The sequence below is a fragment of the Nocardia sp. NPDC055050 genome (assembly GCF_053608345.1).
In genome coordinates this window covers 1-25679 of the sequence record NZ_JBSGVG010000055.1, presented here as the reverse complement: position 1 = coordinate 25679, position 25679 = coordinate 1, and the positions used below count along the sequence as shown (strand labels likewise).

Sequence of the window (25679 nt, the reverse complement as noted above, 5' to 3'; positions counted from 1 at the left end):
GGTGAGTTACGCGATGGTGGCGATGAGGTCGCCCGCCTGGAGAACCTGGCCCGGGCTGACGTCGACCGACGTGATGTCGCCCTCGACCTCGGTGAGCACCGGGATCTCCATCTTCATCGATTCCAGCAGCACCAGTGTCTGGTCGACCCGGACGTGTTCGCCCACGGTGACCTCGACAGCGAGCACGGTCGAGACCATCTCCGCGCGCACTTCTTCAGGCATGGCACCCCTTCGTTAGTATCCGCCGAAGCTACAGCCAACCACACGTGAAACAATGGCTCTCGACCAGACATAGAAGGGAGCTCCCATGGGTAAGCGTGGACGTAAGAAGCGCAGCCGCAAGGGCAACGCCGCAAACCACGGCAAGCGTCCTAACGCTTGAGTCGTGCCGCTGCGCACAGACGACAACAGCACGCTCTCAGAAGCTACTGAGAGCGTGCTGTTTCCGTATCCGGGCTGATCAGCCTTCGGTGGTCTCGATCCTGGTCACCGAGATCGTCCGGTGGATCTCCAGCTTCAGCCGGTCGCGCAGGCCTTCGGGAGCGTGCTCGCCACCGCATTTGCGGCTGAGCAGACCCTTGATCTTCTCCTCGATGCCATAGGCCTCGATGCACGGGCTGCAGTGGTCCATGTGCTCCTGCAAGCGCTGCCGAGTGGCCTGATCGCACTCGTTGTCGAGCATGAGCCACACATCCGCGAGGACCGCGGTGCAGTCCATGTCGAGATCGGGATCGTCACTCACTTGACTACCTCCTGGCGTTCCCCACGGTCGAATCCACGTTCGCGCGCCACATCGGCGAGCAGGCCCTTGAGCTGCTTGCGTCCACGGTGCAGCCGAGACATCACGGTACCGATGGGGGTGCCCATGATGTCGGCGATTTCCTTGTACGGGAAGCCTTCGACATCGGCGTAGTACACCGCCATCCGGAATTCCTCCGGCAGCTGCTGCAGCGCCGACTTGATCTGGTCGTCGGGCAGGGCGTCCAGCGCCTCCACCTCGGCCGAGCGCAGACCCACCGAGGAGTGCTCGGCGGTGGCCGCCAGCTGCCAGTCGGTGATCTCGTCGGTCGGGTACTGCGCGGGCTGGCGCTGCTTCTTGCGGTAGGAGTTGATGTAGGTGTTGGTCAGGATCCGGTACAGCCAGGCACGCAGATTGGTGCCTTCCCGGAACGACTTGAACCCCTGGAATGCCTTCACGAACGTCTCCTGCACCAGGTCCTCGGCATCGGCCGGGTTCCTGGTCATCCGCAGGGCGGCGCCGTAGAGCTGGTCGATCATCGGGAGCGCATCGCGCTCGAACCGGGCCGCCAGCTCGGCTTCGTCGACTTCCGTGCCGGACGCACCGTCGGACACCACGTCGTCGCTCGTCACACCAATCCCTTCGATCGCCGTAGTAGCCGAATCTACCGGCACGACGGAATCGACTGGCAATCGCGCACCCCGTGGCAGGACAGGACGCTCCTCGAGCAGCAGTGTCACTATCTCTCCTTCACGTCGTCTCTGGCCGCGTTGGCTTGTCACTTGTGTGCAACATGCACCCCCGCATTCGTGTTCCCACACCGGCGGAAATCTGGTTGCCGGACCGGGCGTGGCCGCGATTAAGGTGACCGCTTATGTCGACTCCCGCGATCAAGGCCCTCAGCGGTATCGCGCACACGGTGCATTCCTATTCCCACGATCCACGCGCCGACTCCTATGGCGACGAGGCCGTCGACGCACTCGGCGACGAACTGGGAGTGCGAGCCGCGCAGATCTTCAAGACACTGGTGATCGAACTCTCATCCGGCACGCTCGCGGTGGCCGTTCTGCCGGTGCCCGCGCGGCTGTCGTTGAAGGCGGCGGCCGCCGCGCTCGGCGCGCCGAAGGCGAGCATGGCCGACAAGACCAAGGCGGAGCGCACCACCGGCTATGTGCTGGGCGGGGTTTCGCCGCTGGGTCAGCGCAAGAAGTTGCCCACTGTTGTCGACGCCTCCGCGCTCGACTGGGATCGGGTGCTGTGCAGCGCGGGCAAACGCGGGCTCGAAATCGAGTTGGCGCCCGCGGATCTGGTGCGTGCCTGCGCGGCCGTCACCGCCCCGATCACCAGCTGAGGCAATCCGGTCGGCGCCTCGTTCCGAATCACTTCGACGCATTCTGCGCCCGGTACGACCGATTCGACCCGAGGATGTGATGCGAAAATGTCCGCTCGTTCGACGATCGCCGCCCTGTCCGGTGCCCTGGTAATCACTTTCGGCGCTGCCGCTATAGCTCCGGCCACCGCGGTTCCGCAGGTGGTTCCGCCGTCGCAGGCCGAGCCCGGCGACTATCCGCTCAACGGCCAGGGCACCACGCCGAAGAGTTCGCCGAAGACCGCACCCGAGACCGACGAGAAGGCCGAGAAGGCCGAAAAGCTCGGCGGTGGGGTCGCCACCGAGGTGATCGATCTGATCACGGGAGTCATCAAGTGCGGGTTGAACATCGCCACCGATTCGGTGCCCTGCTCGCTCTGAGGAACTGCTACCCGAGGCCGGGCACGATCACAACACTGTGGTCTGCCCGGCCTTGTCGTCTCGTGACCCGTCGGGCACCAGGAGTTCGGGCCCGTTGTTGCGCACATTGTTGACCAGGGTGGAGACCGGGCGCGCCACGATCGTCGCCAGCTCCGCCTGCGAGGGCGGTCGCAGCAGATCGGCGGGCGCCGGGTGATCCGGGTCGAGCCAGGCGTCCCAGTGTTCGCGCGGCATCGGCAACGGCATCCGGTCGTGGATGCCTGCCAGCTCGCCGCTCGCGTCGGTGGTCAGGATCGTGCACGACATGAGCGGCTCGGCATCGGGCAGGCTGCGGTCCCGCCAGACCGACCAGAGCCCGGCCATATAGAGCAGGGAACCGTCACTGTGCGACATATAGAAGGGCCGCTTCACCGCCTTGCCCTTGCCGGTCGGTGACGGCTCGACCAGCCACTCGTACCAGCCGTCCATCGGCACGAGGCAGCGCTTGTGCTTGGCCGAATCGCGGAACGAGGGCGCGGTGGTCGCCTTGTCGGCGCGCGCGTTGAACAGCGGTTTCCCCTTGGCGGGCACGCCGGGTTCGGCCGCCTTGGTCCAGTGCGGGATCAGGCCCCAGCGCATCCGCCGGATCCGCAGCCGCGGATCGTCGTCGGGTTCGCCGTGCGCGTGCCGCTCCACGACCGTGAGCACCTGTGTGGTCGGCGCGACGTTGTAGCTGACAGCGGCGTCCGGCTCGTCGAGCCCCGTCTCGTCGACAGCGTCCAGTTCGGCCGCCAACCGGCCCGGATTCGTGGTCGTCGCATATCGTCCACACATAAAGGTCAAGATACGCGCGGGCACCGACATCAGGCACCGCCGACGACGCCACCCCACGCCGAAAAAGCGCACCACCGGTGCGTCCGAACCGCACATAAGCGAAGATGGGGACGTGAGTTTCTGGCCTGCGCCCCATATCGAGGTCCCCGTCCACGCGACCGTGACCCTGCCCGGATCGAAGTCCATCACCAACCGCGCGCTCATCCTGGCCGCACTGGCCGATGGGCCGTCCACGCTCACCGGCGCCCTGCGCAGCCGCGACACCGATCTGATGATCGGGGCCCTGCGCGCCCTCGGCACCGAGATCACCGGCGACGCCGAGATCCTCGAGATCACCCCGGCGCCCCTGCGCAGTGCCGCTGTCGACTGCGGGCTGGCGGGCACCATCATGCGATTCCTGCCGCCCGCCGCCGCACTCGCCACGGGCGATGTCGCGTTCTTCGGCGACGAGCAGGCGAAGTTGCGTCCGCTGTCCACCATTCTCGACGCCCTGCGCAAGCTCGGTCTCGATGTCGACGGTGACGCGCTGCCCTTCGTCGTGCACGGCACCGGCGCGCTGCGCGGCGGCACCGTCACCATCGACGCGTCGGGTTCCTCGCAGTTCGTGTCGGGGCTGCTGCTCTCGGCCGCCCGCTTCGACGAGGGCATCACGGTCCACCACGACGGCAAGGCACTGCCGTCGATGCCGCACATCGAGATGACGGTCGAGATGCTGCGCCGCGCCGATGTGGCCGTGCAGACCCCGGCCGATTCCGGCAACGCCCAGACCTGGACCGTGGCGCCCGGCCCGATCCGCGCGGTCGACTGGGACATCGAGCCCGACCTGTCCAACGCCACCCCGTTCCTGGCGGCGGCCGCGGTGACCGGCGGCGAGGTGAGCATCCCGATGTGGCCGCGCGGCACCACCCAGCCCGGTGACGTGATCCGCGAGATCCTCGTCCGGATGGGCGCCGAGGCCCGCATCTTCGACGGCATCCTCACCGTGCACGGTCCGGAACGCCTGGCGGGCATCGACATCGACCTGCACGACGTCGGCGAACTCACCCCCACCGTCGCCGCGCTGGCCGCACTGGCCGATTCCCCCTCGCGGCTGCGTGGCATCGCCCACCTGCGCGGACACGAAACAGACCGGCTCGCAGCACTTTCCGCCGAGATCAATCGTCTCGGCGGCAATGTCACCGAGACCGAGGACGGCCTCGAGATCGTGCCCACCCCGCTGCACGGCGGACAGTGGCACTCCTACGCCGATCACCGGATGGCCACCGCCGGCGCGATTCTCGGCCTGCGCGTGCCGGGGGTGGAGATCGAGGACATCGGCACCACCGCCAAGACCCTGCCGACCTTCGTCGCACTGTGGGAGCAGATGCTGGCTCCCGCGTTATCCAGTGACGGAGTGGCGCGCTGAGCCGCCAGGGGCGATCCTCAGCCAGCTACGACGAATCCGACGTCCGGGTACGCCCGGGTAAGGCGTCGTCGCGTCCCCGCACCAAGACCCGTCCCCAGCACGCCGACGCCGAGCCCGCCATGGTGGTGGCCGTCGACCGCGGCCGCTGGGGTTGCGTGCTCGACGGGGACGCCGACCGGCGCATCGTCGCCATGCGCGCCCGTGAACTGGGCCGCACCCCGATCGTCGTGGGCGATCAGGTCGACGTGGTCGGCGACCTCACCGGCAGGCCCGACAGCCTGGCCAGGATCGTGCGGGTGAGCGAGCGCAGCACCGTGCTGCGCCGCACCGCCGACGACACCGATCCGTTCGAACGCATCGTCGTCGCCAATGCCCAGCAGTTGTTCATCGTGGTGGCGCTGGCCGATCCGCCGCCGCGCACCGGTTTCGTCGAGCGGGCGATGGTGGCCGCCTACGCCGGTGGGCTGGAACCGATTCTGGTGCTCACCAAACGCGACCTGGTCTCGGAATCCGAATTCGCTTCCGCCTTCGACGGTCTCGATCTGAAGATCCTCTACGCGGGCATCGACGATCCGATGGAGCCGGTGCTGGAGATCTTGAACGACCGGCTCACCGCGCTGATCGGGCACTCCGGTGTCGGTAAGTCGACGATGGTGAATCGTCTGGTGCCCGATGCCTATCGGGCGGTGGGCGAGGTGTCCGGCGTCGGCAAGGGCAAGCACACCTCCACCCAGTCGGTGGCGCTACCGCTACCCGAAGGCGGCTGGGTGATCGACACCCCGGGCGTGCGTTCGTTCGGCCTCGCCCACATCACGCCCGACGATGTGATCGCCTCGTTCACCGACCTCGCCGGTGCCATCGAGGACTGTCCGCGCGGCTGTACCCATCTCGGGCCGCCTGCCGATCCGGAATGCGCGCTCGATCAGCTGCCCGGCACGGAACGGCGGGTCGCCGCGATTCGCACGCTGCTGACCGCCCTGATCGCCAACGATGCTTGGTAGCAACCGATTCCGTGCCGGGTGACACTCAGAAGCTGAACGACCCCGTGTCGACCCCGCCGCCACCGCCGCCACCGTCGGTCGGCACCTCGGCCACGGTCACCGTCGCGGTGCTCGACGAACCCGCCACTCCGCTGCGCCCGGAGAAGGCGGCGCCGATGCTGTAGGCACCCGGGGCGCCCGGCGTCCAGACGATGCTCGCCTTGCCGTTCGCGCCGACCGGGATGTCGCCGAGCACGTTGTCGCCCGCCTTGAACTGGATCGTGCCGCCCGCCGCGGCCGGGGTCACGCTCGCTTCCAGCGTGACGGCCTTGCCGACCTGCGCACCCGACACCGCGGTGATGGCGGTGCTGGACACGGCGTCGCCCGACACTGTGATGGCCGGTCCCTTGGCCTGGTAGATGCCGTCGCCGAGAGACCCGCCGTAGTGCATCGAGGTCGGCAGCGGGGTGTCGCGGGCGCAGTTCACGCCGACCTTGTACTGGATCTCGAAGGTCTGCGACTTCGGCGAGATATTCGGGTACACCGGGTATTTGGTGATGCCGAACTCGGCGCGGATCCAGTCCGACGACGACGTGTCGATCGAGACCGCGTCACCCGACATCTTCGCCGAGCCCGCGACCGGCGTCAGGCACGCCGGGTGCAGGTCCTTGATCGAGTAGATGTATTCCACCGGGATGCCGGTGCGTTCGAACTTCGTGGTCACGGTGACCGTGTCGCCGACCACCGGGTTGGTGTTCGATACCGTTCGGGTGAAATGGCTGTTGCCGTCATCCCAGGTGATCGATCCCGGAGCGGCTACGGCCGAGCCGGGAAACGCCGTCATCGCCAGCCCCGCCGCGGCGGCGAAAACGGCCGCGCGCTGCACTCTTCTGTCCACCATCATCTGTCTCCAACTACGTGCCGGACGCCCTCGACGTCGTCGAGGCGCTGATACGCCCGAGTGGCGAGCAGTAGATCACGCCATGGTCCCCGGCGGATCCAAATCCGAAATAGATCTCGTTCAGATTTCGAATTCGACTCGCGTTCGCTCGCGTTCACAACCACGACACTGTCCGCCGGTACCGTCATCCCCATGAAGCCACCGGCGATCGGTTACCTGCGCCGCGACATCTCGGGTGTCGCCCAGTCCTGGGACGAAACGCAGATCCGTTCCCTAGCCGAACGCCTGGGCTACCGCTTCACCAAGACCGTCGTCTTCAGTGACCGCACCGCCGACCCGATCGGCCGCCTGCTCGACGTGGTCACCACCACCGAAGCCGCCGCGATCGTCACCCCCAGCCTCACCCACCTCGGCTCCGACCTCCCCCACCGCATCGTCGCCGCCTGCGACATCATCACCGTCACCCCCGAGATCACCCACACGAGAACCCTCCCCGCCCTCCCTGCCTGAGCCGGCGAGGCGCCCAGCGAACTCGCTGGGCCCCGAGGCTATTTCGCGGACGCGGAGTGAATACGGCTCCCGGAACACGACTATCGGGGTGTCGTGCGGGAAAATGAGGGGGTGACCACCGAGAACGAACGTCCTGGACCGCCGGCTATGAGCCCGAGCATTTTGGTGATCACGATGTCGCGGCGGGTGGAGGCGGCGTTGGGGGTCGAGTTGGGGGCGCTGGATTTGACGGTGGCTCGGCTGGGGTTGCTCGGGCATATCAATGGGGTGCCCGGGGCCTCGTTCAGCGAGTTGGCGCGGATGTCGGGGACGAGCGTGCAGAGTGTGCACGCCGCGGTAAAGGGGCTGGTGGGGGCGGGATTGGTGCAGGATCGGACAGCGCGGGCGGGGTCGGCGTCGGCGATCGAGCTGACGGAGGCGGGCGCGGGGCTGCTCGCGCAGGCGCGTCAAGCGGTGGCGCGGGTGGACACCCAGCTGTTCGGGGCGGAATCGGATCCGATTCTGCGGCGGGTCGGAGCGGCGATCGTCGACGCGTTCGCCGGGACGATTCCCCCTCGACCCGAGGCGTGACGAATCCGACCTTCAATGTGGCTGAAACTCGAGCTAGGCTTCAAGCACATTGAAGGTCGGAGGGAGTCGGTAGTTGGAACACGTCTTGTTGTCCGTGCATGTGCTCGCGGGCATCGTCTTCGTCGGCGGCTCAGCGGTCGCCACCAGTCTTTTTCCCCGGTACGCGCCGGTCGCGGGCGCGCCCGATCCGGAATCGGTGCGCAGCAGGCCGGTCGCGGCCGCCATGCACCGGATCACCGGGAACTACGCGAAACTCGCCATCATCGTGCCGGTGATCGGCATCGTGCTGGCCACGATCCAGGGCCGGATGAACGAAATCTGGATCACCACCGCGATGGTGACGACCGCGGTGGCAGGCGGGCTGCTCGCCGTGCAGATCGTTCCGATGCAGCGCGAAGCCCTCGACCAGCCCGACGACGGCAAGCGCCTGCGGGTGCTGTCGATGCTCGCAGGTATCTACAACCTGCTGTGGACGGCCGTGGTCGTTCTCATGATCGTCCGTCCCGGATCCGCCGCGTGACCGAACAGGAGCTCCCCATGACCGACCAGGGTGTCACTTTCATCAATGTGATCGAGGTTTCCGCCGACGACATCGAGGGATTCGTCGCGCAGTGGCGCGAACGCGCCGCGCACATGCGCACCGCCCCCGGTTTCCGCGATGTCCGCCTGCACCGTGCCTTGCTGCCCGATTCGCGATTCCAGCTGGTGAACATCGCGCACTGGGACAGCGCCGAGGCCTGCGAGGCCGCCGGACGTAACCCGACGGTCGTCGCCTCGGTCGACCAGGCGCGTCAGGTCGCGCGCGCCAACCCCGCCCTGTACGAGGTGGTCGCCGAGTTCTCCTGAGCGACAAGCATTCACCATGCGCCGGAACCCCGAGACGGCCCTGCCGAGGCGGGTTCCGGCGCGGCCGAATCCTGCGAGCAGTGGATTCTCGACGTCAGTGCTTCGCGCCGATGGTGTGGAGAATTTCGTGGATGATCGGGTCGGTGAGCCGGTTGGTGACCGATCGGCCTTCGCGACTCGAGGTGACGCACCCCTCGTGCCGCAGCACGCGTAGCGCCTGGGAGATCGCGTTCTCGTTGCGGCCGACCGCGGCGGCCAGTTCTCCGACGCTGATGCCCGGCGAGCGGTGCAGACACAGCAGGATTTCCAGGCGGCCGGGGTCCGACAGCAGGTCGAAGCGCTGCGCCCATTCCCTGATCTCGACGTCGCCGATCGCGCGACGGCCGAGTTCGACCGGCGACCCGTGCAGTGTGCGTGGCTCTCCCATGGCGGTGCCCAGCTTAATCGCCGAGTGGACAGGACGGCGCCGCCCGCGACTATTATCTGTTCATCTGTTCAGATAAACATGTAGGGATGATGGATGCGCACTCGGCCGCTGTTCGCTGTAGGAGCCGCGCTGGCGGTCGTGCTGACATCGTGCGGAGCGCCCGACAGCGGGTCCACCGACTCGCTCGTGCTCGCCGACGCGTATGAGCTGGGCGGGTACAACCCCGTCGCCGGGTACGGCGCGGCCGGCGAGGCCAAGGTCTACGACGGATTGCTGCGGCTCACCGGCGGCACCGGCCTGCCCGGTTTCGAGCCCGCCCTGGCAACGGCATTGCCGACGCCCGACGCCGACGCGACTGTCTGGACGGCGCCGCTGCGCCCCGGCGTGCGGTTCAGTGACGGGTCGGCGTTCGACGCCGCCGACGTGGTGGCGACCTACCGGGCGATTCTGGATCCGGCGTCGGCCTCGGAGGTGCGGTCGTCGTTTTCGATGATCGACCGGGTCGACGCCGTCGATCCGCTGTCGGTGCGGTTCACCCTGCGTCATCCCTATGCCGCGTTCCCGACCAAGCTGCTGATCGGGATCGTGCCGTCGGAGTCCGTCTCGACACCGGGGCCCGCGACCGAATCACCGCTCAATACCGCCCCGATCGGCACCGGCCCCTATCGGCTCACAGCACTGGAGCCGACGAGAGCGGTATTCGAAGCGAACGAAAGCTATTGGGGTGGTGCGCCTTCGGTCAAGCGGCTGACTGTGCTCTACGTGCCCGACGACAACACCCGCGCGCAGCGGATGGCCGCCGGTGAACTCGACGGAACGTCACTGCCGCCCCTGCTGGCCGCCACCTTCGCACAACGGATGTCGGTGCAGGCCAACACTTCCGCGGATTGGCGCGGTGTGTCGATGCCCGAGCGCGATCCGGTCGCCGGCGACCCGGCCGTCCGGCTGGCACTGAACTACGCGGTGGACCGGCAAGCGATGATCGACAATATCCTCGGCGGCTACGGTCGCCCGGCCTACACGCCTTTCGCCGAGGTCTACGGCGAATCCCACAACCCGGCGGTCGCTTTCGCCTTCGATCGCGCGCGTGCCGAGCAGATCCTCGACGGTGCGCGATGGCGGGCCGGCGCCGACGGCGTGCGCGCGAAAGACGGCGTGCGCGCGCGATTCACCGTGATGTACAACTCCACCGACACGTTGCGCCGTGACCTCGCACTGGCTTTCGCCTCCGATGCGCGGCGGGTGGGTATCGAGGTCGATCTCGAGGCGCTGTCCTGGGATCGGATCGAGCCGCGCATCGCACAGGCCGGGATTCTGCTCGGCGGCGGGAGCGAGCCCTACGATCCCGACACCCAGGCCTACAACACCCTGCACTCGCCGCTGCTCGACCCGAGTGCGGGTAGCCCGTACGACAATGCGAGCAGGCACGCGGATCCCGCGATCGACGCGCGACTCGACACCGCGCGGCGCAGTGTCGATCCCGCGGTGCGCGCCGCCGCGTACCGGGAGGTACAGAGCCGGTATGCCCAGGATCCGAGCCACGTCTTCCTGGTCCATCTCGATCACACCTATGTGGTGAAGGATTCTTCCTGGACGACGTCGGGACCGATTCTCGAGCCGCACGCGCACGGCGTCACCTGGGGACCGTGGTGGTCGCTGCAGACCTGGACCCGCTGATGGGGCGCAGTCGCGTTCGCGGACGCGGCCTCCGGGCCATGGTCGGGTGGCGACTGGCGGCGTTGATTCCGGTGCTCGCCGCGGTGTCGGCCGCGCTCTTCGCCGCGGCGGCGGTGTCGCCGTTCGACCCGCTGGTCGGCTATCTCGGCGCCCGCTACGAGACGACGAGTGCGTCGGATCGGGCGATGCTCACGGATCAGCTCGGGCTGGACGCGTCGTGGTACCAGCTGTACGGACGCTGGATCGGCGACCTGTTCAGCGGCGACCTCGGTGTTTCCCGCGGGTTCGCCCAGCCGGTGAGTAACCTGCTCGCCCAACGGATTCCGTGGACAGTGCTGCTGGTCGTGATCGCGATGAGCGTGGCGATCGCCGTCGCGCTCGGCGCGGGCGTCTGGGCGGGCATGCATCGCGGTGGGGTGATCGATCGGCTGGTCACCGCGTCGTGTGTGGTGATGCAGGGGTTACCGCCGTTCGTGGTGTCGCTGGCCTCGATCGGCGTGTTCGCGGTCGGACTCGGCTGGTTGCCGCCTGCCGGGCTCACCGACGCCGGGGCCGAGACCGGGGTCGGTCAGGTGGCGCGACATCTCGTGCTGCCCGCTGCCGCGTTGGCCGTCTCACAGGTGCCGTGGCTCCTGCTGGCCGTGCGGGAATCGGTGTCGGGCAATCGCGGTGAGGATTTCGTGGTCGGTGCCGCCACGCGCGGCATCGACCCCGCGACGATCACCCGCAGGCACATCCTGCCCGCCTCGCTGGCCCCGTTCGTGACGATCCTCGGCGCGCGACTGCCGGAGGTCGTGGTCGGGGCGGTGCTGGTGGAGGAGATCTTCTCGTGGCCGGGGATCGCCGGTGCGTTCGTGCAATCCGCGAAGGATCTGGACATGGCGCTGCTGGCCGTGCTGACTGTCGGCACGACCTGCGCGGTGATGCTCGGCTCGCTGCTCGCCGATGTCGCGGTGGTGCTGCTCGATCCGAGGGTGCGCGCCGATGGGTGAGCGGTATCGCCTGCGCGCTCGTGCACGCGACGTCCCGCGCGAAGCTGCCGAGGGGCGGCGCGGTGCAGGCTGGGCGTCAGCGGGCGGTGAGCGGCGGCTTTGTATCGCGGTGACGGTGCTGGCCGCGGTGGTGCTGTACGCGGTGACGGTGCCGTGGATCGGTGGGGTCGACGATCGGCTGACCGACTTCGCGAGCGCACGGCAGGCGCCGTCCGGACAGTGGTGGTTCGGGACCGACTCGGCCGGGCGGTCGCTGTTCGTGCGAATCGCGGCGGCATTGCGGACCTCGCTGGTGGTCGCGGCGTGTGCGGCTGCGGTGTCGACGGTGATCGGGGTGCTGGTCGGTGCTGTCTCCGCGCTGGCCGGTGGCTGGGTGGATCGGGTGATCATGCGCTTCGCCGATACCGCGAACGCGCTGCCGCATCTGCTGCTCGGAATCGTGATCGTGGCGCTGTTCCGGGGGAACGCGCTGGCGGTGGTGTTGTCGATCGGACTCACGCACTGGGTGCAGGTGGCGCGGATCGTGCGGGCGGAGAGCTTGAGTCTGCGCGAGCGCGAGTACGTGTCCGCGGCGGTGCTCGCAGGCGCGAGTCGCGCTCACCTGCTGGTCAGACATCTGCTGCCCGCCGTCGCCCCGCAGGCGTTGATCGCGGTGGTTCTGCTTCTCCCGCACGCGATTTGGCACGAGTCGACCTTGTCGTTCCTCGGGTTCGGACTGCCGCCGCACGAGCCGAGCCTGGGCACACTGCTGGAGGAAGCGCGCACGTCGCTGCTGCTGGGCGGGTGGTGGACGCTGGTCTTCCCCGCTGGATTCCTGGTGCTGACGACGGTGGCGGTCGCTGTCTCGGGATCGTCACTCCGCGGGTTGCTCGCCCCGCCGAAACCTGCACGGATGCCGCGATGAACCGAGCACGGCAAGACCCGCCGATGCCGGGATGCCATGGCCGACGTCGCGCTGCGGCGACCGCCGAGGAGGCCACATGAACAGCGCGAGATCGCCCGAGTCAGGTACCTGCCTGTCCATCGACACGCTGACCGTCCGCATTCCGGTGAGCCGCGGTGGCGTGGTGCATGCGGTGACCGAACTGTCTCTCGACATCGCGGCCGGCGCGATCACCGCGCTCGTCGGCGAATCCGGTTGCGGGAAGTCGATTGTCGCGAGTGCCGTGATGGGTGTACTACCACGCGAAGCCATCACCACCGGGTCCGTTCGCCTGCAACTCGGTGGCGCGGACCCGGCCCCCGAACCGATCGACATCCTCGCCGCCCACCTGCCGTATCGCGGCCGTCACATCGCCCTGGTCCCCCAGTCGCCGAGCACCTACTTCTCCCCCGTACGGACCGTCGGATCTCAACTCGCGGAGGCGATCACCGCGCTCGGCACCGCACACACCCCCGCCGACCTCGTCGAGCGCGCCGAGCTCTCCGTCGCCGCGCTCGATCTGTATCCGCACGAACTCTCGGGCGGCATGGCCCAGCGGGCAGCCGTAGCGGCCGCCTTGGCGGGTGACCCCGAGGTGATCATCGCCGACGAACCCACTTCCGGACTCGATCGCACACGCACCGACCAGATCGGAAAACTGTTGCGTGAGTGCGCCGACGACGGTGCGGCGGTCCTGCTGATCACGCACGATCTCGGGCATCTGATCCGCGCGGGCATCGCCGACACTGTCGCGGTGATGTACGCGTCACGCCTGATGGAGGTCGGCCCCGGGGCGCACGTGCTCGACGATCCGTGGCACGACTACACGCGCGACCTGCTCGCCGCCCTACCCGAACACGGCCTGCACCCGCTCCCCCATCCCCCGCGAGCGCTGACGAACCTGTCCGAGATCTGCCCTTACGCGGGTGGCCCGACGCACTTGGTTCCCCAACTGCCGCGCATGATTCGCCGACCGAGGTCCTGATGCTGATCGCCGACTCCATCACCGCGGGCTACAGCTCGGAATCCGTCATCCGCGGGGTCGACCTGCGGATCACTCCGGGCGAGATCGTCGGAATCACCGGCGACTCGGGATCGGGGAAGACCACGCTGGCGCGAACCATGGCCGGGCTACTGACGCCCACCTCCGGCACTGTCACCGTCGACGGGCAGGCACCCCGCCGGGCTCGCGGCGCCATCGCCATGGTCTTTCAATCCCCCCGTGCCGCGACCAATCCCCACTTCACTCTCGTCCGGATCATCGCCGAGCCCGCCCGCATCCGCGGCGCCACGGTCCCCGATCTCGCCGCGCTGGCCACCGCTGTCGGTCTCACCCCCGACCTGCTCGACCGCCGCCCCCACGCCCTCAGCGACGGCCAGCTCCAACGCGCCTGCCTGGCCCGCGCCCTCGCCCAGAACCCCCGCTACCTCATCCTCGACGAAGCCACCGCCATGCTCGACGCGGCCACCACCGCCACCATCATCCGGCTGGTCATGACGCGCGCCGACGACAACCTCGGCGTCCTGCTGATCAGCCACGACGAGCCCCTCCTCGCGGCCGCCTGCGCCCGCGTCGCCACGATGCACGACGGCACCCTCGGCCCGCGGCAGGCATCTCCGCAATAACCGCACGATTACCTCAGGCTGCGCACAGGAACCCGTTTTAGCGTGAGCCCCTGTGACATTCACGCAACCGAATCCAGTCAGCGCGTGCCGCAGCCTCAGCGGATGGGCCCGCACCGCACCGACCGTCGCCGAAGTGCTGCACACCCCCGACATCGCGGTGATCGCCGAACGGGTGCGGACCGCGGGACCGCGCGGGGTGATCGCGCGCGGGCTCGGGCGTAGTTACGGGGATCCGGCGCAGAACGCGGGCGGACTGGTGGTCGACATGACCGCGCTGGACCGCATCCACAGCATCGATCCCGACAGCGGGATCGTCGAGGTCGACGCGGGCATCAGCCTGGACACGCTCATGCGGGCGGCGCTGCCGTTCGGGCTGTGGGTCCCGGTGCTGCCGGGTACCCGGCAGGTGACGGTCGGTGGGGCGATCGGCGCGGATATCCATGGTAAGAACCATCATTCGCAGGGCAGCTTCGGCAATCACGTGGTGTCGATGGATCTGCTGACCGCCGACGGAACGGTACGTACCTTGGCCCCGGAGGGCCCGACTCGGCACTGTTCTGGGCGACGGTCGGCGGGATGGGGCTCACCGGCATCATCATCGGCGCGCGAGTTCGGTTGAAGCACACCGAGACCGCGTATTTCCTCGTCGACAACGACCGCACACGCGATCTCGACGAGACGATGGAATTGCTGACCGGCGGTTCCGATGACGGGTACGACTACTCGATGGCGGTGCCGGACACCATTTCCACCGGGGCGAAACTCGGGCGGGCCGGATTCAGCCGGGGCTCGCTGGCCACGGTCGATCAGTTGCCGTCGAGACTGCGTAGCAAACCCTTGAATTTCGATGCCCCACAATTGTTCACAGTGCCCGATATCTTTCCGAACGGGATGGTCAATTCGGTGACCACCCGGATTGCCGCCGAGGCCGCTCATCGCCTGTTTCCCCGGCGGTCGCGAGGGCGCATCCAGAATCTGACGCAGTTCTATCACCCGCTCGACCTGCTCGGCGAATGGAATCGGGCGTACGGCAAGCGCGGGTTCTTGCAGTATCAGTTCTCGATGCCGTTCGGGGCCGAGCAGCAGCTGGCCGACGCGGTGCGCACCATCGCCGAATCAGGGCACCACTCGTTCCTCAACGTCTTCAAGCGCATGGGGGCGAGCAATCCGGCGCCGCTGTCGTGGCCGCATCCCGGATACATGCTGAGCTTGGATTTCGCGCTCTCCAGCGGACTCGACCGATTCTGCGCCGACCTCGACGAGCGGGTGCGGACGGCGGGTGGACGGCTGTACCTCGCGAAGGAATCACGGACCACCCCCGAGATGATCGCGACGATGTATCCACGGCTCGACGAATGGCGCCGGGTCAGGGACCGAGTCGACCCCGAACGGGTATTCGCCTCCGACCTCGCACGACGGTTGCGGCTGGTGACAGGACTTCGACATTGATGTGCTTCAGATCACGGCCGGTAAATTGCGAGCGAAAGCTGTTCACAGTTAATCGAATTCACCGGCAATGACGCACGTCACTGTCCGTTTTGAACTCTTAAGACTTTTTAAGTTACATTTCAGCAACAAACAGTTGGACACTTGATCATGGGTGCTCGATCGAGGGCCTGCGCTCCCCAAGGAGCATCGCCATTGAGGGAAAGACTGCATTCATGAACATCAGCAAGGTTGCCGCAACCTCCGCACTCGTCATCGCCGCGCTCGGCGTTGCCACCGGCACGTCGCACGCCGCTCCGGCGCCTGCTCCCGCGCCCGTCGCGGCCTTCCTCGACGGCGTGAACCAGGGTGTGAACCAGGTGCTGCCCGGCATCAACTGGAAGACCGGCATCGAGGGCGACGCGGTCGTCGTCGAGACCGACGCGGGCTCGCTCACCACCGAGAACAACCAGTTCCAGGTGCGCGACAACCAGGGCAACATCGTCGCCGCCCTGCCGCTGGCCTACACGCTCGACGACCTCGAGTACCCGATCGACGCCGCCGTCGACGGCACCCGCGCCACCCTGACCCCGCGCACCGACGTGGCCTCGGCCCGCCCGTCGACCCTGCTGAAGGACGTCGTCCGGCAGGACGCCTTCGACGACGCCGTCAGCGCCGCGGCCACCCAGTTCGGCATCATCACCGCCATCGGCACTCTCGTCGGCACCCTCACCGGTGGCCTCGCGGGCTGCGCCATCGGCGGCGTCGGCGGCCTGGTTCTCGGCGTCCCGGTGCTCGCCCTCGGCGGCGCCACCGGCCTCGCGGGTTGCCTCGCCGGTGCCGCCGTCGGCATCCCGCTGGGTGCGGCCGCGGGCCTGGTGCTGACCGGCGTCCCCGCCGCGATCGCCATCGGCATCGGCTTCAGCAACCGGATCAACGCGCCGGAAAACCAGTAGTCGTCGTCGGAAAGGCCCCGTCCACCCGGACGGGGCCTTTCGTGCTGTTCAGCGCGCGAGGCGGATGCGCAGCGCCTCGTAGGTGGGGATGAAAACCTTTCTGCGGTAGCGGCGTTCGACGATCTCCCACGGGCGTCCGGCTGCGGTCAGGGCTTCGAGAAGCGCGGTGAGTTCGGAGTGGACGAGCTGGGCGCCGAGGCAGAGGTGGCGGCCGCCGCCGAACCAGAGCTGGCGGGTTTCGGGGTTGTAGTCCCGGTCGACGCGGAACTCGCCCGCGGCGTTGTTGATGGTCCAGGTGAGGATCTTGACGTGTTCGCCGGCGCGCAGGTCGCGGTCGGCGATGCGGACGTCCGCGGTGACCGAGCGGCCGACGAGGTAGGCCGGGCTCGTGACGCGCAGGGTCTCGCGGACCGCGTCGGGAAGGCGATCAGGAGCGGCGAGCAGGGCGCGATGCTGGTCGGTGTCGTGCATGATCGCGACCATTCTGGTCATGGCGCTGGCGAGCGTGTCGGTGCCCGCGACGGCCATCAGGATCGCCAGGCCGCCGGCATGCTCGACGTCGAGGCCCAGTTCGCGGCAGCGGCCGAGGGTGGTGTCGGGATCGGCGCGGGCGTACGCGTCGGGAACGTTGACGGCGAGCTGGGTGGCCAGCTCCCGGGCGCGGGCCAGCGCCACCGGGTCGAGCGTGGTCGAGGCCATCGTGCCGAAACCCAGGTTGACCAGTTCTTCGACGTGATGGAACAGGCGCAGGAACAGCGCGTCCTGATCGTCGGTGTAGTCGCCGCCGATGGCCGCGGCGATGTCTTCGGGGCGCATGCCGACCAGGTCGGAGACGCTGCGCCCGACCAGGATCTGCGCGCGGGCGGCGATGTCGACGGTCTCCCCCGCCGCCAGGCGTTCGCGCAGGTCACGCAGGTCGGGGCCGATCACGCGCTCGACCAGAGCATCGGTGTGGCTCAGGGTGAACAGGTCGCGCACCTTGGTCCGCAGGTCGGTATGGCCGGGCCCCTCGAACAGATCCTCGACCCAGTCGCCGATGACCTGCGCCCACCAGTGCCCGGCCGCGCCCTCGGACACGATGCTGAAATGGGTACTGTCGTTGTAGATCTGGCGGGCCACCAGCGGATCGGCGACGAACCAGCCGAGTTCGGGCACCTTGCGGATGGGCCGCGCGAACCGTCCCAGCAGCAATAATCCAGGCAACCAGGGTTGACCAGCGGCGAGTAGGGTTAGTTCATGGCGTCGGGCGGAGCTCCACACCCCGGCAGAATCTAATCGAGCACGCCCGATTAGTGAAGGTCTGTGGCTAGGATCGACGAGATGCGCTGGTGGTGATCTGTGCATCACGCGATATCTGGAAGTGAACAAGCATGGTGAGTTCGACAATCGAAGCCGTCGGCGCGTATCTGCCGGCCAGAGAAGTGACCACGGCGGAGTTGCTGGCGCAGCTGGCCGTCGACGCGCCGCTGGATCTGGAGAAGGTCAGCGGAGTCAGGGCGCGCAGGGTACGCGGCGAATCCGAGGACTCCTTCACCATCGCCTCGGCCGCCGCCCGCAGCGCACTGGGCAATTCGCGCTACGACGCCGCCGATCTGGATGTGATCATCTCCTGCTCGATCACCCGGACCCGGGGCGAGGACTTCTGCCTGGAACCGTCGTTCGCTCTGATGCTGCGCACCGCACTCGGGGCGAACAGGGCGATCCATTTCGACGTGTCCAACGCGTGCGCCGGGATGATGACCGGAGTTCTCCTGCTGGACAGGATGATTCGATCCGGTGCGGTGCGTCGCGGCATGGTGGTGTCCGGGGAGTGCATCACGCCGATCGCCGACACCGCGGTGCGGGAGATCTCGCAGAAGTACGACCCACAGTTCGCCTCGCTCACAGTCGGCGACGCCGGGGCGGCCGTGCTGCTCGACGGCACCGACGGGCCAGGGCTCGACTACGTGGAGCTCAACACCAGCGCCGCGTTCGCGAAGCTGTGCTTGGGGATGCCCAGTGACCAGGGGCCGGGAGTCGCGCTCTACACCGACAACCGGGCGATGCACAACGAGTCCCGGTACCTGCTGTGGACCTCGCGGCAGCTGGAGTTCCTGGCCGCCCGCGGTTCCAGCTTCGCCGAGGAGGGTTACGACTACCTGATCCATCACCAGTTCAGCGGCCCCGCTGTGGAATTGATCAACAAGACCGCCGAGCGCGAATTCGACGCGGCGATGCCGCCGGGACTCGCGGTGCTGGACCGATACGGCAATACCGCGTCGACCTCGCATTTCGTGGTGTTGCACGACGCGTTGCGGCAGGGACTGATCGAGCCGGGGTCGAAAGTACTGCTGGTACCGGCAGCTTCCGGGGTGGTTGCCGGATTCTTGTCGGTGACAATCGGCGATCTGCGGGTATAGGACAGTATGGGAATCATCATTTCTTCGGCAGTGACGCGCAGCGGCGGAGTCAGCTCGGTGGGACAGGCGGCAAGCGCCGCGCGCGACGCCTTAGCGGGAGCCGGTTGTCCGCCGGAGCAGGTCGACGCACTGATCAATGTGGGGGTCTATCGCGATGCGAACCTGGTGGAACCGGCGGTCGCGGCGCTGATCCAGCAGGCCGCGGGGATCGGGCTGGACTATCGGCGCGGTGACGTGCCGTGCTTGTCGTTCGATCTGATGAACGGTGCCTGCGGGGTGGTGAACGCGGTCGGGGTGGCCGCATCGCTGCTGGCAGATCTGCCCACGGGACATGTCGTCGTCGTGTCGGGCGACGCGCATCCGTCGGGCCGGGCCGATGTGGAGTTCGCGTTCGAGCCGGTAGGGGCGGCTCTCGTGCTCGAGAATTCCGCCGAAGCGGCGGGTTTCGGCGGAGTCCATGTGAGTGCCGGCGACGTACTGCCCGACCCGCAGGGCTACGTGAAGCTGTCCGCGATGGGAGCCGAGGGCCGTTCCTCGCTGACGGTGGAATTGCTCACCGGGACAGCGGAACTCGTCGAGCACGCCGCTATCGCGGCGCGAGAGGCGTTGGCGGCGGACGGTATCGACGCCGGACAGGTGGTGCTGCTGTGCGGTAAGCCGACGGCGGACTTCGCCGGCGAACTGGCGGCCCAGCTTGGCGTGGGCGCGGTGGTGACCGACGACTTCGCCGCCGACGCACACACTTCCGCGTTGACCGCCGCGTTCGTGGCGGCTCGTGACGCGGGACTGGCCGAACGACCGTTGCTGTTCGTCGCCGCCGACGGTGGGCCCACCGCGGCGGCAGTGACCTATCGAGGGGTTGGTGTGCGGTGACACGGTCTCTGCATGTTGTTCCGGATCCGCTGAGTGCGCCGCGACATGGTCGCCATCGCGCGGCGGCCGATACTTCGGTCGCGGTGCCCAGCCCGGGAGCGGTGCTGGCGCTGCGGTCGATTCCGGTGATCGGCTGGATATTCCTGATCGCCGGTGTGGTGCGGCCGTTCCGGGCCCGGTGGCTGCGGGTGGCCTTCTGGATCGATGTGGTGCTGAGCGTCGGAGTGCACGCCGCGCAGATTCCAGCAGCCCGGAAAGTGGCCGCTGAACGGGGGATCTCGGGTCGTCGTGCGGCCGTGATGACCATGCTGCTCGGGGCTACCTGGTGGAAGACGCTGGGCGAGGGCGAACAGTGACCGAGGCGGCACCGTCCGGCCGCGGCTTCGTGAGATCGTCGACGGGATAGCGTGGCGCGATGACAGTGCTGGTGACTGGCGCGAGCGGGTTCGTCGGCGGCGCGATCGTGCGCGGGCTGGTGGCGCGCGCGGTGCCGGTTCGGGCGATGGTTCGCGATCCGGCCTCGGCACCGGAGGGCGTCGAGGTGGCGGTGGCCGATCTCGCCGACGCGGGTGCGCTGGCCGCGGCGGTGGCCGGAGTGCGCGCGGTGGTGCACGCGGCGGCCCTGCTCGGTGAATTCGGCAGGCCCGCGGAGTTTTTCGCGGTGAACGTGGCCGGGACCGATCGGCTGATGCAGGAAGCCGCGGCGGCCGGAGTACGGCGGTTCGTGTTCATCGGGAGTCCGAGTGCGTTGATGGCGCCCGACGGCGGGGATCAGGTGGGGATCGATGAGACCGTGCCCTACCCGGCGCGATTTCTCAACAGCTATTGCGAGACCAAGGCCGTGGCCGAGCAATTGGTGCTGGCCTCCGATACACCGGAGTTCACGACGTGTTCGCTGCGGCCGCGCGCGGTGTGGGGGCCCGGCGACCGGCACGGGCCGATCGTGCAGATTCTGGCGAAGTTGCGGGCGGGGCGGTTGCCGGATCTGTCCGGCGGGCGCGAGGTTCGGGCTTCGCTGTGCTACATCGACCACCTCGTCGACGCCGCCGCTCTCGCGCTGACGGCCGAGAAGATCGGTGGGCGTGCGTATTTCATCGCCGACGCGGAGCCGGTGCCGGTATGGGCGACCTTGGACGCGGTGGCCGCACGGTTCTCGTTGACCGGACCGAGCGTGACAGTACCCGCGACGGTGCTCGGCGGGGCCTTGGCGGCGATCGAAACACTGTGGCGGATACCGGCGGTCGCGCAGCGGTGGACTCCCCCGCTGTCGCGGTACGCGGTCGCGCTCGTCACCCGGTCGGCGACCTATGACATCTCGCGCGCCGCCCGTGAACTGGGCTATCGACCGGAGGTGCCGTTCACGACCGGCCTCGACGACTTCCACCGCTGGGTCGACGAGGTCGGCGGGCTGGACCGGCTACTGGAGGACGCGTGAGTGATCTGTGGGTGGTGATTCCCGCCTTCGACGAGGAACGCGGCATCGACAGCACCCTGAATGCCATCGCGGCGCAGCAGGACACGGATTTCACGGTGGTCGTGGTCGACAACAACTCCACCGACCGCACCGTCGAGGTGGTGCGGGCCTTCGCCGCCGCCCATCCACTGCCGCGCATCGTGGTGATCGACGAGCAGCAGAAGGGCACCGGCGCCGCCGCCGATACCGGGATGCGCTACGCGATTTCCCGAGGCGCCACCTACCTCGCGCGCACCGACGCCGACTGCCTGCCCGCCCCCGACTGGACCCGGCGGATCAAGGCCGGGTTCGGCTCCGGGCTGCGATTGGTCAGCGGTCAGCTGATTCCGCGCACCGATGAAGGCGTTTCCTGGATCGACCGCACGATCATTCGGGTGGCACTGGAAGTGGCCTCGACGTTCGGCAAGGTGCGCTCGGGCAACCGGGATCCGAAGTATCTCGGACCCTATGTGATGACACCGGGGTGCAACATGGCCATCACCGCCGAATTGTACGTTGCCGCAGGCGGATTCCCGCGCACCGCGATCGAGGATCTCCACGAGGACCGGGCGCTGGTCAACGCGGTGCGCACGATCACCACCGACTATGGTTTGCGCCGGGACGTGCGGGTGCACGGCTCGAATCGGCGAGTGCGCGCCTGGGGTATTCGCAAGACGCTGGCCTGGTACGCCGATCATCGGTATCGGCCCGACGTGGTCGATATTCGGTGACCGCGGCCGGGCCGATCGGCAGTGGAGGGGAACATCGGTGACCGACTTTCTCGCACGGCTTGCCGCGCAAGCCGCACGGATTCCGGACGCGTCGGCGCTCGGCACGGTCGGCAAGCGCGCGCTCACCTACCGGGAGCTGGTGGAGTCCATCGGCCGGGTGGCACACAACCTCGGCGAGGCGGGGTTCGCGCCGGGCGATCGAATGCTGTTCTCGATCCGGCCGAGTGTCTCGTCGGTGCTGGTGATCTTCGGGGTGATCGCAGCGGGCGGGACGATCGTGTTCGTCGACCCCGGCGTCGGGCCGGAGCTCTTCGCCAAGCGAGTCGGCCTGGTTGAACCAGCTTGGGCCGCAACAGAATCGCTGCTGTACGCGGTGAGTGGCCCACTCGCCGGGTTCGGGCGCAAGAAGGGGCTGGAACTGCCGCGGTTCGGCGCGCTCGATGTTCGCCATATCCACAGCGGAGTGTGGTTGCCCGGTACGCCGTTCGGGTCGATTCCGTTGCGGCGGTTCACCGGTGACGCACGCGAGACCGCCCTGCCCGCCGCGGGTCCCGACGCGGCGGCGTTGATCGTCTTCACCTCCGGAACGACGGACGACCCGAAAGCCGTGGTGCACACGCGTGCTTCGCTGAGCGCGGGACTCGCCGCGATGGGCGGAAAGACCAGCCTCGCGCCGGGCGCCTTCCTGCACACCGAGCAGCTCATGATGGGACTGCCCGCGTTGATGGCGGGGGCGCGGTGGGCGATGCCGCGGTATCCACGGTTCGGGACGCACATCGATCCTGTCCGATTCACGCGAAATCTGCGGAGCGCTACGCATACGTTCTACACCCCGGCCGATCTCGCTGTCGCGCTCGACGCGATCGAAGCCGGCGACCTCGAGCCGCCGCCGAATCTGCGTCAAGTGGCCCTCGGCGGCGCGCCGGTCACCTCCGCACTCCTGCGCCGGGCACGGAAATCGTTGCCCGACACCGAGTTTCTCGCGATCTATGGGATGACGGAGATCCTGCCGGTGGCGATCGCGACCGGCACCGCCAAGCTCGCGCACGACGGGGATCTGCTCGGCGCTCCGGTGCGTGGCGTGCAGGCGCGGATCGCCGACGACGGGGAACTCGTGCTGTCGGGCCCGAACCTGTGCCGCGGGTATCTCGGCGCGGAGTCGCTGACCGAGATCGCGACCGGGGACCTCGCACGGTGGGACGGAACGGAACTCGTCCTCACCGGACGCAAGAAAGACATGATGATCCGGGGGAAGACCAATATCTACCCGGGGTTGTACGAGCCGGTGATCACCGCGATCGACGGGGTGCGCGAGGCGATCATGGTCGGCCTGCCGGACGAGATCGGCGATGAGCGGATCGTGCTCGCCATTGTCGCCGAACCGGGAGCAGACGACATCGCGGCCCTGCTTCGCGAACGACTGCCGCAGGTCATCGACACCACCGCCGTCCCCGACGACATCGTGGTGGTGGATCGGATTCCGGTCAGCGGGCGGACGAACAAACCGGATCGCGCGGCGCTACGGGAGCTTGTGGGCAAGCTGCTCGCCTGAGTGCGGGCCGCCCGCTGGACTCGGTGCTGCCGGTCGGCTCAGCGGGTCACCGAGCGGAGCGTGCGGTCGGCGAGGGATTCGATGGTGGCCCGAGGGAGCATGGTGTCGACGTAACAGAAGGTGATCGACATCGTGGTGCCGAGAGTGGCCACCGCGACCGTCAGCGCACTGGCGCAGGAGTTCGTCCCGGCGACCGTCAGCGCCGTGATATCCAGCGGCTCAGGGGTTTCGGGCGGTGAGAGTCTGCCCAGATTGCTGAGAGTGACGTTCCACGGAGCCCGGCGGTCGATGAGTTCGATGGTGCGCCTGCCGGATTCGAGCGAGCGGGGGCAGCCGTAGCGGATGGCGGCCAGGGCGGTGAGGTCGGTGTTCTTCGCCAGCTGCTGGTGCAGTTGGGTTTTCGCCGCGCGAGCCGCGTCCCACAGGGAATGGCCAGGGCCGTAGGGGACGAAAGTGGGGACGACCGCGGTGAACATACCGGGCTCGTCGTCGGCCGGGGGCGGGTTCAAGCGGGAGCGGACGTCGACCGGAATGCCGATGCCCGCGACGCCGGAGGGCCGGGGGGCGAGTTCACCGAGGGCGTTGGCCAAGGCGGCGGTCAGCGCGGCGTTGACGGTGACGTCGTGCTGGTGGCAGCGGGTCCGGAGCTCGGTGAGGGTGTCGCCCTCGACGGTGCGGATCACGGTGCGGGTGCGGCGGATCGGAAGTGGTGGCGCGATGCCGGGCAGGCTGGTCGGGCGGCGCGCCATCGCGGTGAGCTGACCGGTGAGGTTGGTGCGCAGGCAGCGCAGCAGGCGCGTGTGTGCGGGAGGGATGAGGTCGTCGGGAGCCGGAATCGGCGGACGCGCGGCGCCGGGGAGGGGAGATCCGAAGGCGTAAGCGAGGATTCGCCACCCCAGCGACGTCATCGAGCGGCCGTCGAGCAGCACATGCGACAGCACCAGGATCAGGTCGTGGTGTTCCTCGGAAGTGCCCGGGCGCCACACCAGATCGATGAGGCGCCCAGGTGCGGTCGCGAGGTCGACGGGCTCGGCCAGCTGTTCGTCGAAGACCGTGCGCCACTCGTCGGGGTCGTCGACCATGCGGTGCAGGACCGGTAGATGCGGGTCGGCGGACGGGGCGAAACGCGGGCCGTCGACAACGGTTGTCCGCAGTAGCGGAAATTCCGCGACCAGCGCGTCCGCGGCCTCTTCCAAGCGGTAAGCGCCGATCGGGCCGCGCACCCGCAATCGGACCACGCAATTCGCCGGCGACAACTGATCGACGAGCCAGAACCACCGCTCCGACGCCGACAGCGGGCGCATCACCTCGCCCAACACGGCCTCCGCTGTATCGACACACCGCGAGCGTACCGACGCCCGCCCGAAACTCAGCACTTTCACATGGCGTTACTACATGCGTATTATGGACTTATGGGTTTCGAGTGGCCTGATTGGGCGATCGCTCACCTGATCGGCATCGAACCCAGCGAGGTTCGGCAGGTCCTCGCAGCGTCACGACGGTGGCCACGCCCGGCCTTCGACGGCCAGGTGACCGTCCTGACGGTGTGGGGGCGCACCACAGCCGGCCGCCCGTTGATCGTGGTGATGCGGCAACGGGAGGACTGGACGTGGGTGATCATCGGCGCACGCACGATGCGCGCCGAGGAACTGGCGCAATTCGAGCAGTGGGAAAGTGAGACCCGATCATGAGCGAGCCAGGACTTCCGTCCAGCAAAGAAGAACTCGCCGACTTCATGGATCGGCTGAGTTTCTCCGACGAGCCCACCGATGCCCCACCACGTCTTCCCGTCAACGAAGACATCATGGTGACCACGTCGATCCGGCTCCCCCTCGGTCTGCACAGCCGGCTGAAATCCCTCGCCGACGAACGTCGGGTAGGAGTCTCCACCCTCCTGCGCGAATGGGCCGAAGCAGCCGTCGCCGATATCGACGACGAAGACCAGATGATCTCCCTGGCCGAAGCCAAACGCGCCCTCTCCCGAGTCCACCCCATCCACCGAGCGAGCTGACGCGCGGACCGACCGGGTCCCGGCTGCCACCGGTCGGGCGGGCGGAAGACGTCGTGGTCCAGGGCGTTGTGCACCACCGTGGTCCGTCCCTCCGGGACGCGGTGCTCGCGGACGGTCCACG

At 68.1% G+C, this 25679-nt stretch carries 31 protein-coding genes and 1 pseudogene; 24 read left to right on the top strand and 8 right to left on the bottom strand.

What is annotated here, in order from left to right:
* Nucleotides 1-6 precede the first annotated feature (6 nt).
* Nucleotides 7-222: a biotin/lipoyl-binding carrier protein gene (locus tag ACWGCN_RS33110; RefSeq protein WP_378632681.1), complete on the bottom strand. Its 216-nt coding sequence runs from the start codon at nt 220-222 to the stop codon at nt 7-9.
* A gap of 85 nt (nt 223-307) precedes the next feature.
* On the opposite strand from ACWGCN_RS33110, the gene ACWGCN_RS33105 reads away from it, so the two are divergent.
* Nucleotides 308-382 (top strand): 50S ribosomal protein bL37, encoded by a 75-nt coding sequence (locus ACWGCN_RS33105; protein ID WP_022597109.1) that lies wholly within the window; start codon nt 308-310, stop codon nt 380-382.
* Nucleotides 383-460: 78 nt separating this feature from the next.
* Here ACWGCN_RS33105 and rsrA read toward each other — a convergent pair whose 3' ends face one another.
* Together rsrA and ACWGCN_RS33095 are read right to left on the bottom strand one after the other, a co-directional pair.
* Nucleotides 461-718, bottom strand: coding sequence for a mycothiol system anti-sigma-R factor (gene rsrA / locus ACWGCN_RS33100; protein WP_378993575.1), 258 nt, complete (start codon nt 716-718; stop codon nt 461-463).
* A gap of 20 nt (nt 719-738) precedes the next feature.
* Nucleotides 739-1449 (bottom strand): sigma-70 family RNA polymerase sigma factor, encoded by a 711-nt coding sequence (locus tag ACWGCN_RS33095; protein WP_452459782.1) that lies wholly within the window; start codon nt 1447-1449, stop codon nt 739-741.
* A gap of 164 nt (nt 1450-1613) precedes the next feature.
* Here ACWGCN_RS33095 and ybaK point away from each other — a divergent pair, with 164 nt between their 5' ends.
* On the top strand, nt 1614-2090 hold the full coding sequence (gene ybaK, locus ACWGCN_RS33090; protein WP_379312577.1) for a Cys-tRNA(Pro) deacylase: 477 nt from the start codon (nt 1614-1616) through the stop codon (nt 2088-2090).
* Between the two features lie 87 nt (nt 2091-2177).
* Complete coding sequence (locus ACWGCN_RS33085) at nt 2178-2489, top strand: hypothetical protein (RefSeq protein WP_378993555.1); 312 nt, start codon at nt 2178-2180, stop codon at nt 2487-2489.
* A gap of 27 nt (nt 2490-2516) precedes the next feature.
* Here ACWGCN_RS33085 and ACWGCN_RS33080 read toward each other — a convergent pair whose 3' ends face one another.
* On the bottom strand, nt 2517-3302 hold the full coding sequence (locus ACWGCN_RS33080; protein WP_378993554.1) for an SOS response-associated peptidase: 786 nt from the start codon (nt 3300-3302) through the stop codon (nt 2517-2519).
* Between the two features lie 112 nt (nt 3303-3414).
* Between ACWGCN_RS33080 and aroA the strand changes: the two genes are divergently transcribed.
* Nucleotides 3415-4707, top strand: coding sequence for a 3-phosphoshikimate 1-carboxyvinyltransferase (gene aroA, locus ACWGCN_RS33075; protein WP_379312575.1), 1293 nt, complete (start codon nt 3415-3417; stop codon nt 4705-4707).
* A 119-nt stretch (nt 4708-4826) separates the two neighbouring features.
* Nucleotides 4827-5708 carry a ribosome small subunit-dependent GTPase A gene (gene rsgA / locus ACWGCN_RS33070; protein WP_378993552.1) on the top strand — a complete coding sequence of 294 codons (882 nt, stop codon included), beginning with the start codon at nt 4827-4829 and terminating at the stop codon, nt 5706-5708.
* A 25-nt stretch (nt 5709-5733) separates the two neighbouring features.
* On the opposite strand, the gene ACWGCN_RS33065 is transcribed toward rsgA, so the two are convergent.
* A complete protein-coding gene (locus ACWGCN_RS33065) occupies nt 5734-6591 on the bottom strand; it encodes an Ig-like domain-containing protein (protein WP_452452784.1) in 858 nt (285 codons plus the stop codon).
* Between the two features lie 189 nt (nt 6592-6780).
* Here ACWGCN_RS33065 and ACWGCN_RS33060 point away from each other — a divergent pair, with 189 nt between their 5' ends.
* The 4 genes from ACWGCN_RS33060 (at nt 6781) to ACWGCN_RS33045 (ending at nt 8514) form a co-directional block, all read left to right on the top strand.
* Nucleotides 6781-7098, top strand: coding sequence for a hypothetical protein (locus ACWGCN_RS33060; RefSeq protein ID WP_101466068.1), 318 nt, complete (start codon nt 6781-6783; stop codon nt 7096-7098).
* Nucleotides 7099-7245: 147 nt separating this feature from the next.
* The gene (locus ACWGCN_RS33055) at nt 7246-7668 is read left to right on the top strand and encodes a MarR family winged helix-turn-helix transcriptional regulator (protein ID WP_378993550.1); all 423 of its coding nucleotides are present in this window, start codon (nt 7246-7248) and stop codon (nt 7666-7668) included.
* A gap of 73 nt (nt 7669-7741) precedes the next feature.
* The gene (locus tag ACWGCN_RS33050) at nt 7742-8188 is read left to right on the top strand and encodes a hypothetical protein (protein WP_378993549.1); all 447 of its coding nucleotides are present in this window, start codon (nt 7742-7744) and stop codon (nt 8186-8188) included.
* Between the two features lie 17 nt (nt 8189-8205).
* On the top strand, nt 8206-8514 hold the full coding sequence (locus tag ACWGCN_RS33045) for an antibiotic biosynthesis monooxygenase family protein (protein ID WP_379314428.1): 309 nt from the start codon (nt 8206-8208) through the stop codon (nt 8512-8514).
* 94 nt (nt 8515-8608) lie between these two features.
* Here ACWGCN_RS33045 and ACWGCN_RS33040 read toward each other — a convergent pair whose 3' ends face one another.
* Nucleotides 8609-8941 carry an ArsR/SmtB family transcription factor gene (locus ACWGCN_RS33040; protein ID WP_378632642.1) on the bottom strand — a complete coding sequence of 111 codons (333 nt, stop codon included), beginning with the start codon at nt 8939-8941 and terminating at the stop codon, nt 8609-8611.
* A 93-nt stretch (nt 8942-9034) separates the two neighbouring features.
* On the opposite strand from ACWGCN_RS33040, the gene ACWGCN_RS33035 reads away from it, so the two are divergent.
* From ACWGCN_RS33035 to ACWGCN_RS33005, 7 genes and pseudogenes are all read left to right on the top strand, one after another.
* Nucleotides 9035-10618: an ABC transporter substrate-binding protein gene (locus tag ACWGCN_RS33035; RefSeq protein WP_452459780.1), complete on the top strand. Its 1584-nt coding sequence runs from the start codon at nt 9035-9037 to the stop codon at nt 10616-10618.
* Nucleotides 10579-11610, top strand: a complete 1032-nt coding sequence (locus tag ACWGCN_RS33030) for an ABC transporter permease (RefSeq protein WP_452459783.1) — start codon at nt 10579-10581, stop codon at nt 11608-11610. Before ACWGCN_RS33035 ends, ACWGCN_RS33030 begins: the two co-directional genes overlap by 40 nt.
* 103 nt (nt 11611-11713) lie before the next feature.
* Nucleotides 11714-12514: an ABC transporter permease gene (locus ACWGCN_RS33025; protein WP_452459784.1), complete on the top strand. Its 801-nt coding sequence runs from the start codon at nt 11714-11716 to the stop codon at nt 12512-12514.
* Nucleotides 12515-12590: 76 nt separating this feature from the next.
* The gene (locus tag ACWGCN_RS33020; RefSeq protein ID WP_452459781.1) at nt 12591-13517 is read left to right on the top strand and encodes an ATP-binding cassette domain-containing protein; all 927 of its coding nucleotides are present in this window, start codon (nt 12591-12593) and stop codon (nt 13515-13517) included.
* A complete protein-coding gene (locus ACWGCN_RS33015; RefSeq protein ID WP_452459785.1) occupies nt 13514-14158 on the top strand; it encodes an ABC transporter ATP-binding protein in 645 nt (214 codons plus the stop codon). Before ACWGCN_RS33020 ends, ACWGCN_RS33015 begins: the two co-directional genes overlap by 4 nt.
* Nucleotides 14159-14210: 52 nt before the next feature.
* Nucleotides 14211-15607, top strand: a pseudogene (locus ACWGCN_RS33010) (FAD-binding protein).
* A 212-nt stretch (nt 15608-15819) separates the two neighbouring features.
* Nucleotides 15820-16539: a hypothetical protein gene (locus ACWGCN_RS33005; protein WP_378993541.1), complete on the top strand. Its 720-nt coding sequence runs from the start codon at nt 15820-15822 to the stop codon at nt 16537-16539.
* A 48-nt stretch (nt 16540-16587) separates the two neighbouring features.
* Here the strand turns inward: ACWGCN_RS33005 and ACWGCN_RS33000 are convergent, their stop codons facing one another.
* Nucleotides 16588-17730: a cytochrome P450 gene (locus ACWGCN_RS33000; protein WP_378993540.1), complete on the bottom strand. Its 1143-nt coding sequence runs from the start codon at nt 17728-17730 to the stop codon at nt 16588-16590.
* Nucleotides 17731-17909: 179 nt separating this feature from the next.
* On the opposite strand from ACWGCN_RS33000, the gene ACWGCN_RS32995 reads away from it, so the two are divergent.
* The 6 genes from ACWGCN_RS32995 (at nt 17910) to ACWGCN_RS32970 (ending at nt 23547) form a co-directional block, all read left to right on the top strand.
* Entirely contained in the window at nt 17910-18938 is a 1029-nt protein-coding gene (locus tag ACWGCN_RS32995) for a 3-oxoacyl-ACP synthase III family protein (RefSeq protein ID WP_452460335.1), read from the top strand.
* 57 nt (nt 18939-18995) lie between these two features.
* Nucleotides 18996-19811 carry a hypothetical protein gene (locus ACWGCN_RS32990; protein WP_452460334.1) on the top strand — a complete coding sequence of 272 codons (816 nt, stop codon included), beginning with the start codon at nt 18996-18998 and terminating at the stop codon, nt 19809-19811.
* Between the two features lie 83 nt (nt 19812-19894).
* Nucleotides 19895-20167, top strand: a complete 273-nt coding sequence (locus ACWGCN_RS32985) for a hypothetical protein (RefSeq protein ID WP_387447558.1) — start codon at nt 19895-19897, stop codon at nt 20165-20167.
* A 59-nt stretch (nt 20168-20226) separates the two neighbouring features.
* On the top strand, nt 20227-21246 hold the full coding sequence (locus ACWGCN_RS32980) for an NAD-dependent epimerase/dehydratase family protein (protein WP_452460333.1): 1020 nt from the start codon (nt 20227-20229) through the stop codon (nt 21244-21246).
* Nucleotides 21243-21995: a glycosyltransferase family 2 protein gene (locus ACWGCN_RS32975; protein WP_379312729.1), complete on the top strand. Its 753-nt coding sequence runs from the start codon at nt 21243-21245 to the stop codon at nt 21993-21995. The genes ACWGCN_RS32980 and ACWGCN_RS32975 overlap by 4 nt, the downstream gene beginning before the upstream one ends.
* A gap of 37 nt (nt 21996-22032) precedes the next feature.
* Nucleotides 22033-23547: a class I adenylate-forming enzyme family protein gene (locus tag ACWGCN_RS32970; protein WP_452460332.1), complete on the top strand. Its 1515-nt coding sequence runs from the start codon at nt 22033-22035 to the stop codon at nt 23545-23547.
* A gap of 38 nt (nt 23548-23585) precedes the next feature.
* Here the strand turns inward: ACWGCN_RS32970 and ACWGCN_RS32965 are convergent, their stop codons facing one another.
* Nucleotides 23586-24866: a phthiocerol/phthiodiolone dimycocerosyl transferase family protein gene (locus tag ACWGCN_RS32965; protein ID WP_452460331.1), complete on the bottom strand. Its 1281-nt coding sequence runs from the start codon at nt 24864-24866 to the stop codon at nt 23586-23588.
* A gap of 93 nt (nt 24867-24959) precedes the next feature.
* Between ACWGCN_RS32965 and ACWGCN_RS32960 the strand changes: the two genes are divergently transcribed.
* On the top strand, nt 24960-25238 hold the full coding sequence (locus tag ACWGCN_RS32960; protein WP_056813016.1) for a hypothetical protein: 279 nt from the start codon (nt 24960-24962) through the stop codon (nt 25236-25238).
* Entirely contained in the window at nt 25235-25558 is a 324-nt protein-coding gene (locus ACWGCN_RS32955) for a hypothetical protein (RefSeq protein ID WP_378632602.1), read from the top strand. The genes ACWGCN_RS32960 and ACWGCN_RS32955 overlap by 4 nt, the downstream gene beginning before the upstream one ends.
* Nucleotides 25559-25679: the final 121 nt, after the last annotated feature.

Excerpts from the sequence above, each read along its gene's own strand:
- ACWGCN_RS33110 (WP_378632681.1), bottom strand. The coding sequence starts at position 222 with ATGCCTGAAGAAGTGCGCGCGGAGATGGTCTCGACCGTGCTCGCTGTC.
- ACWGCN_RS33035 (WP_452459780.1), top strand. The coding sequence starts at position 9,035 with ATGCGCACTCGGCCGCTGTTCGCTGTAGGAGCCGCGCTGGCGGTCGTG.
- ybaK (WP_379312577.1), top strand. The coding sequence starts at position 1,614 with ATGTCGACTCCCGCGATCAAGGCCCTCAGCGGTATCGCGCACACGGTG.
- ACWGCN_RS32960 (WP_056813016.1), top strand. The coding sequence starts at position 24,960 with ATGGGTTTCGAGTGGCCTGATTGGGCGATCGCTCACCTGATCGGCATC.
- ACWGCN_RS33065 (WP_452452784.1), bottom strand. The coding sequence starts at position 6,591 with ATGATGGTGGACAGAAGAGTGCAGCGCGCGGCCGTTTTCGCCGCCGCG.
- ACWGCN_RS33020 (WP_452459781.1), top strand. The coding sequence starts at position 12,591 with ATGAACAGCGCGAGATCGCCCGAGTCAGGTACCTGCCTGTCCATCGAC.
- ACWGCN_RS33060 (WP_101466068.1), top strand. The coding sequence starts at position 6,781 with ATGAAGCCACCGGCGATCGGTTACCTGCGCCGCGACATCTCGGGTGTC.
- ACWGCN_RS32980 (WP_452460333.1), top strand. The coding sequence starts at position 20,227 with ATGACAGTGCTGGTGACTGGCGCGAGCGGGTTCGTCGGCGGCGCGATC.
- ACWGCN_RS33045 (WP_379314428.1), top strand. The coding sequence starts at position 8,206 with ATGACCGACCAGGGTGTCACTTTCATCAATGTGATCGAGGTTTCCGCC.
- ACWGCN_RS33080 (WP_378993554.1), bottom strand. The coding sequence starts at position 3,302 with ATGTGTGGACGATATGCGACGACCACGAATCCGGGCCGGTTGGCGGCC.
- ACWGCN_RS32995 (WP_452460335.1), top strand. The coding sequence starts at position 17,910 with ATGGTGAGTTCGACAATCGAAGCCGTCGGCGCGTATCTGCCGGCCAGA.
- ACWGCN_RS33040 (WP_378632642.1), bottom strand. The coding sequence starts at position 8,941 with ATGGGAGAGCCACGCACACTGCACGGGTCGCCGGTCGAACTCGGCCGT.
- rsgA (WP_378993552.1), top strand. The coding sequence starts at position 4,827 with ATGGTGGTGGCCGTCGACCGCGGCCGCTGGGGTTGCGTGCTCGACGGG.
- ACWGCN_RS33005 (WP_378993541.1), top strand. The coding sequence starts at position 15,820 with ATGAACATCAGCAAGGTTGCCGCAACCTCCGCACTCGTCATCGCCGCG.
- ACWGCN_RS33055 (WP_378993550.1), top strand. The coding sequence starts at position 7,246 with ATGAGCCCGAGCATTTTGGTGATCACGATGTCGCGGCGGGTGGAGGCG.
- ACWGCN_RS33085 (WP_378993555.1), top strand. The coding sequence starts at position 2,178 with ATGTCCGCTCGTTCGACGATCGCCGCCCTGTCCGGTGCCCTGGTAATC.
- rsrA (WP_378993575.1), bottom strand. The coding sequence starts at position 718 with ATGGACTGCACCGCGGTCCTCGCGGATGTGTGGCTCATGCTCGACAAC.
- ACWGCN_RS32955 (WP_378632602.1), top strand. The coding sequence starts at position 25,235 with ATGAGCGAGCCAGGACTTCCGTCCAGCAAAGAAGAACTCGCCGACTTC.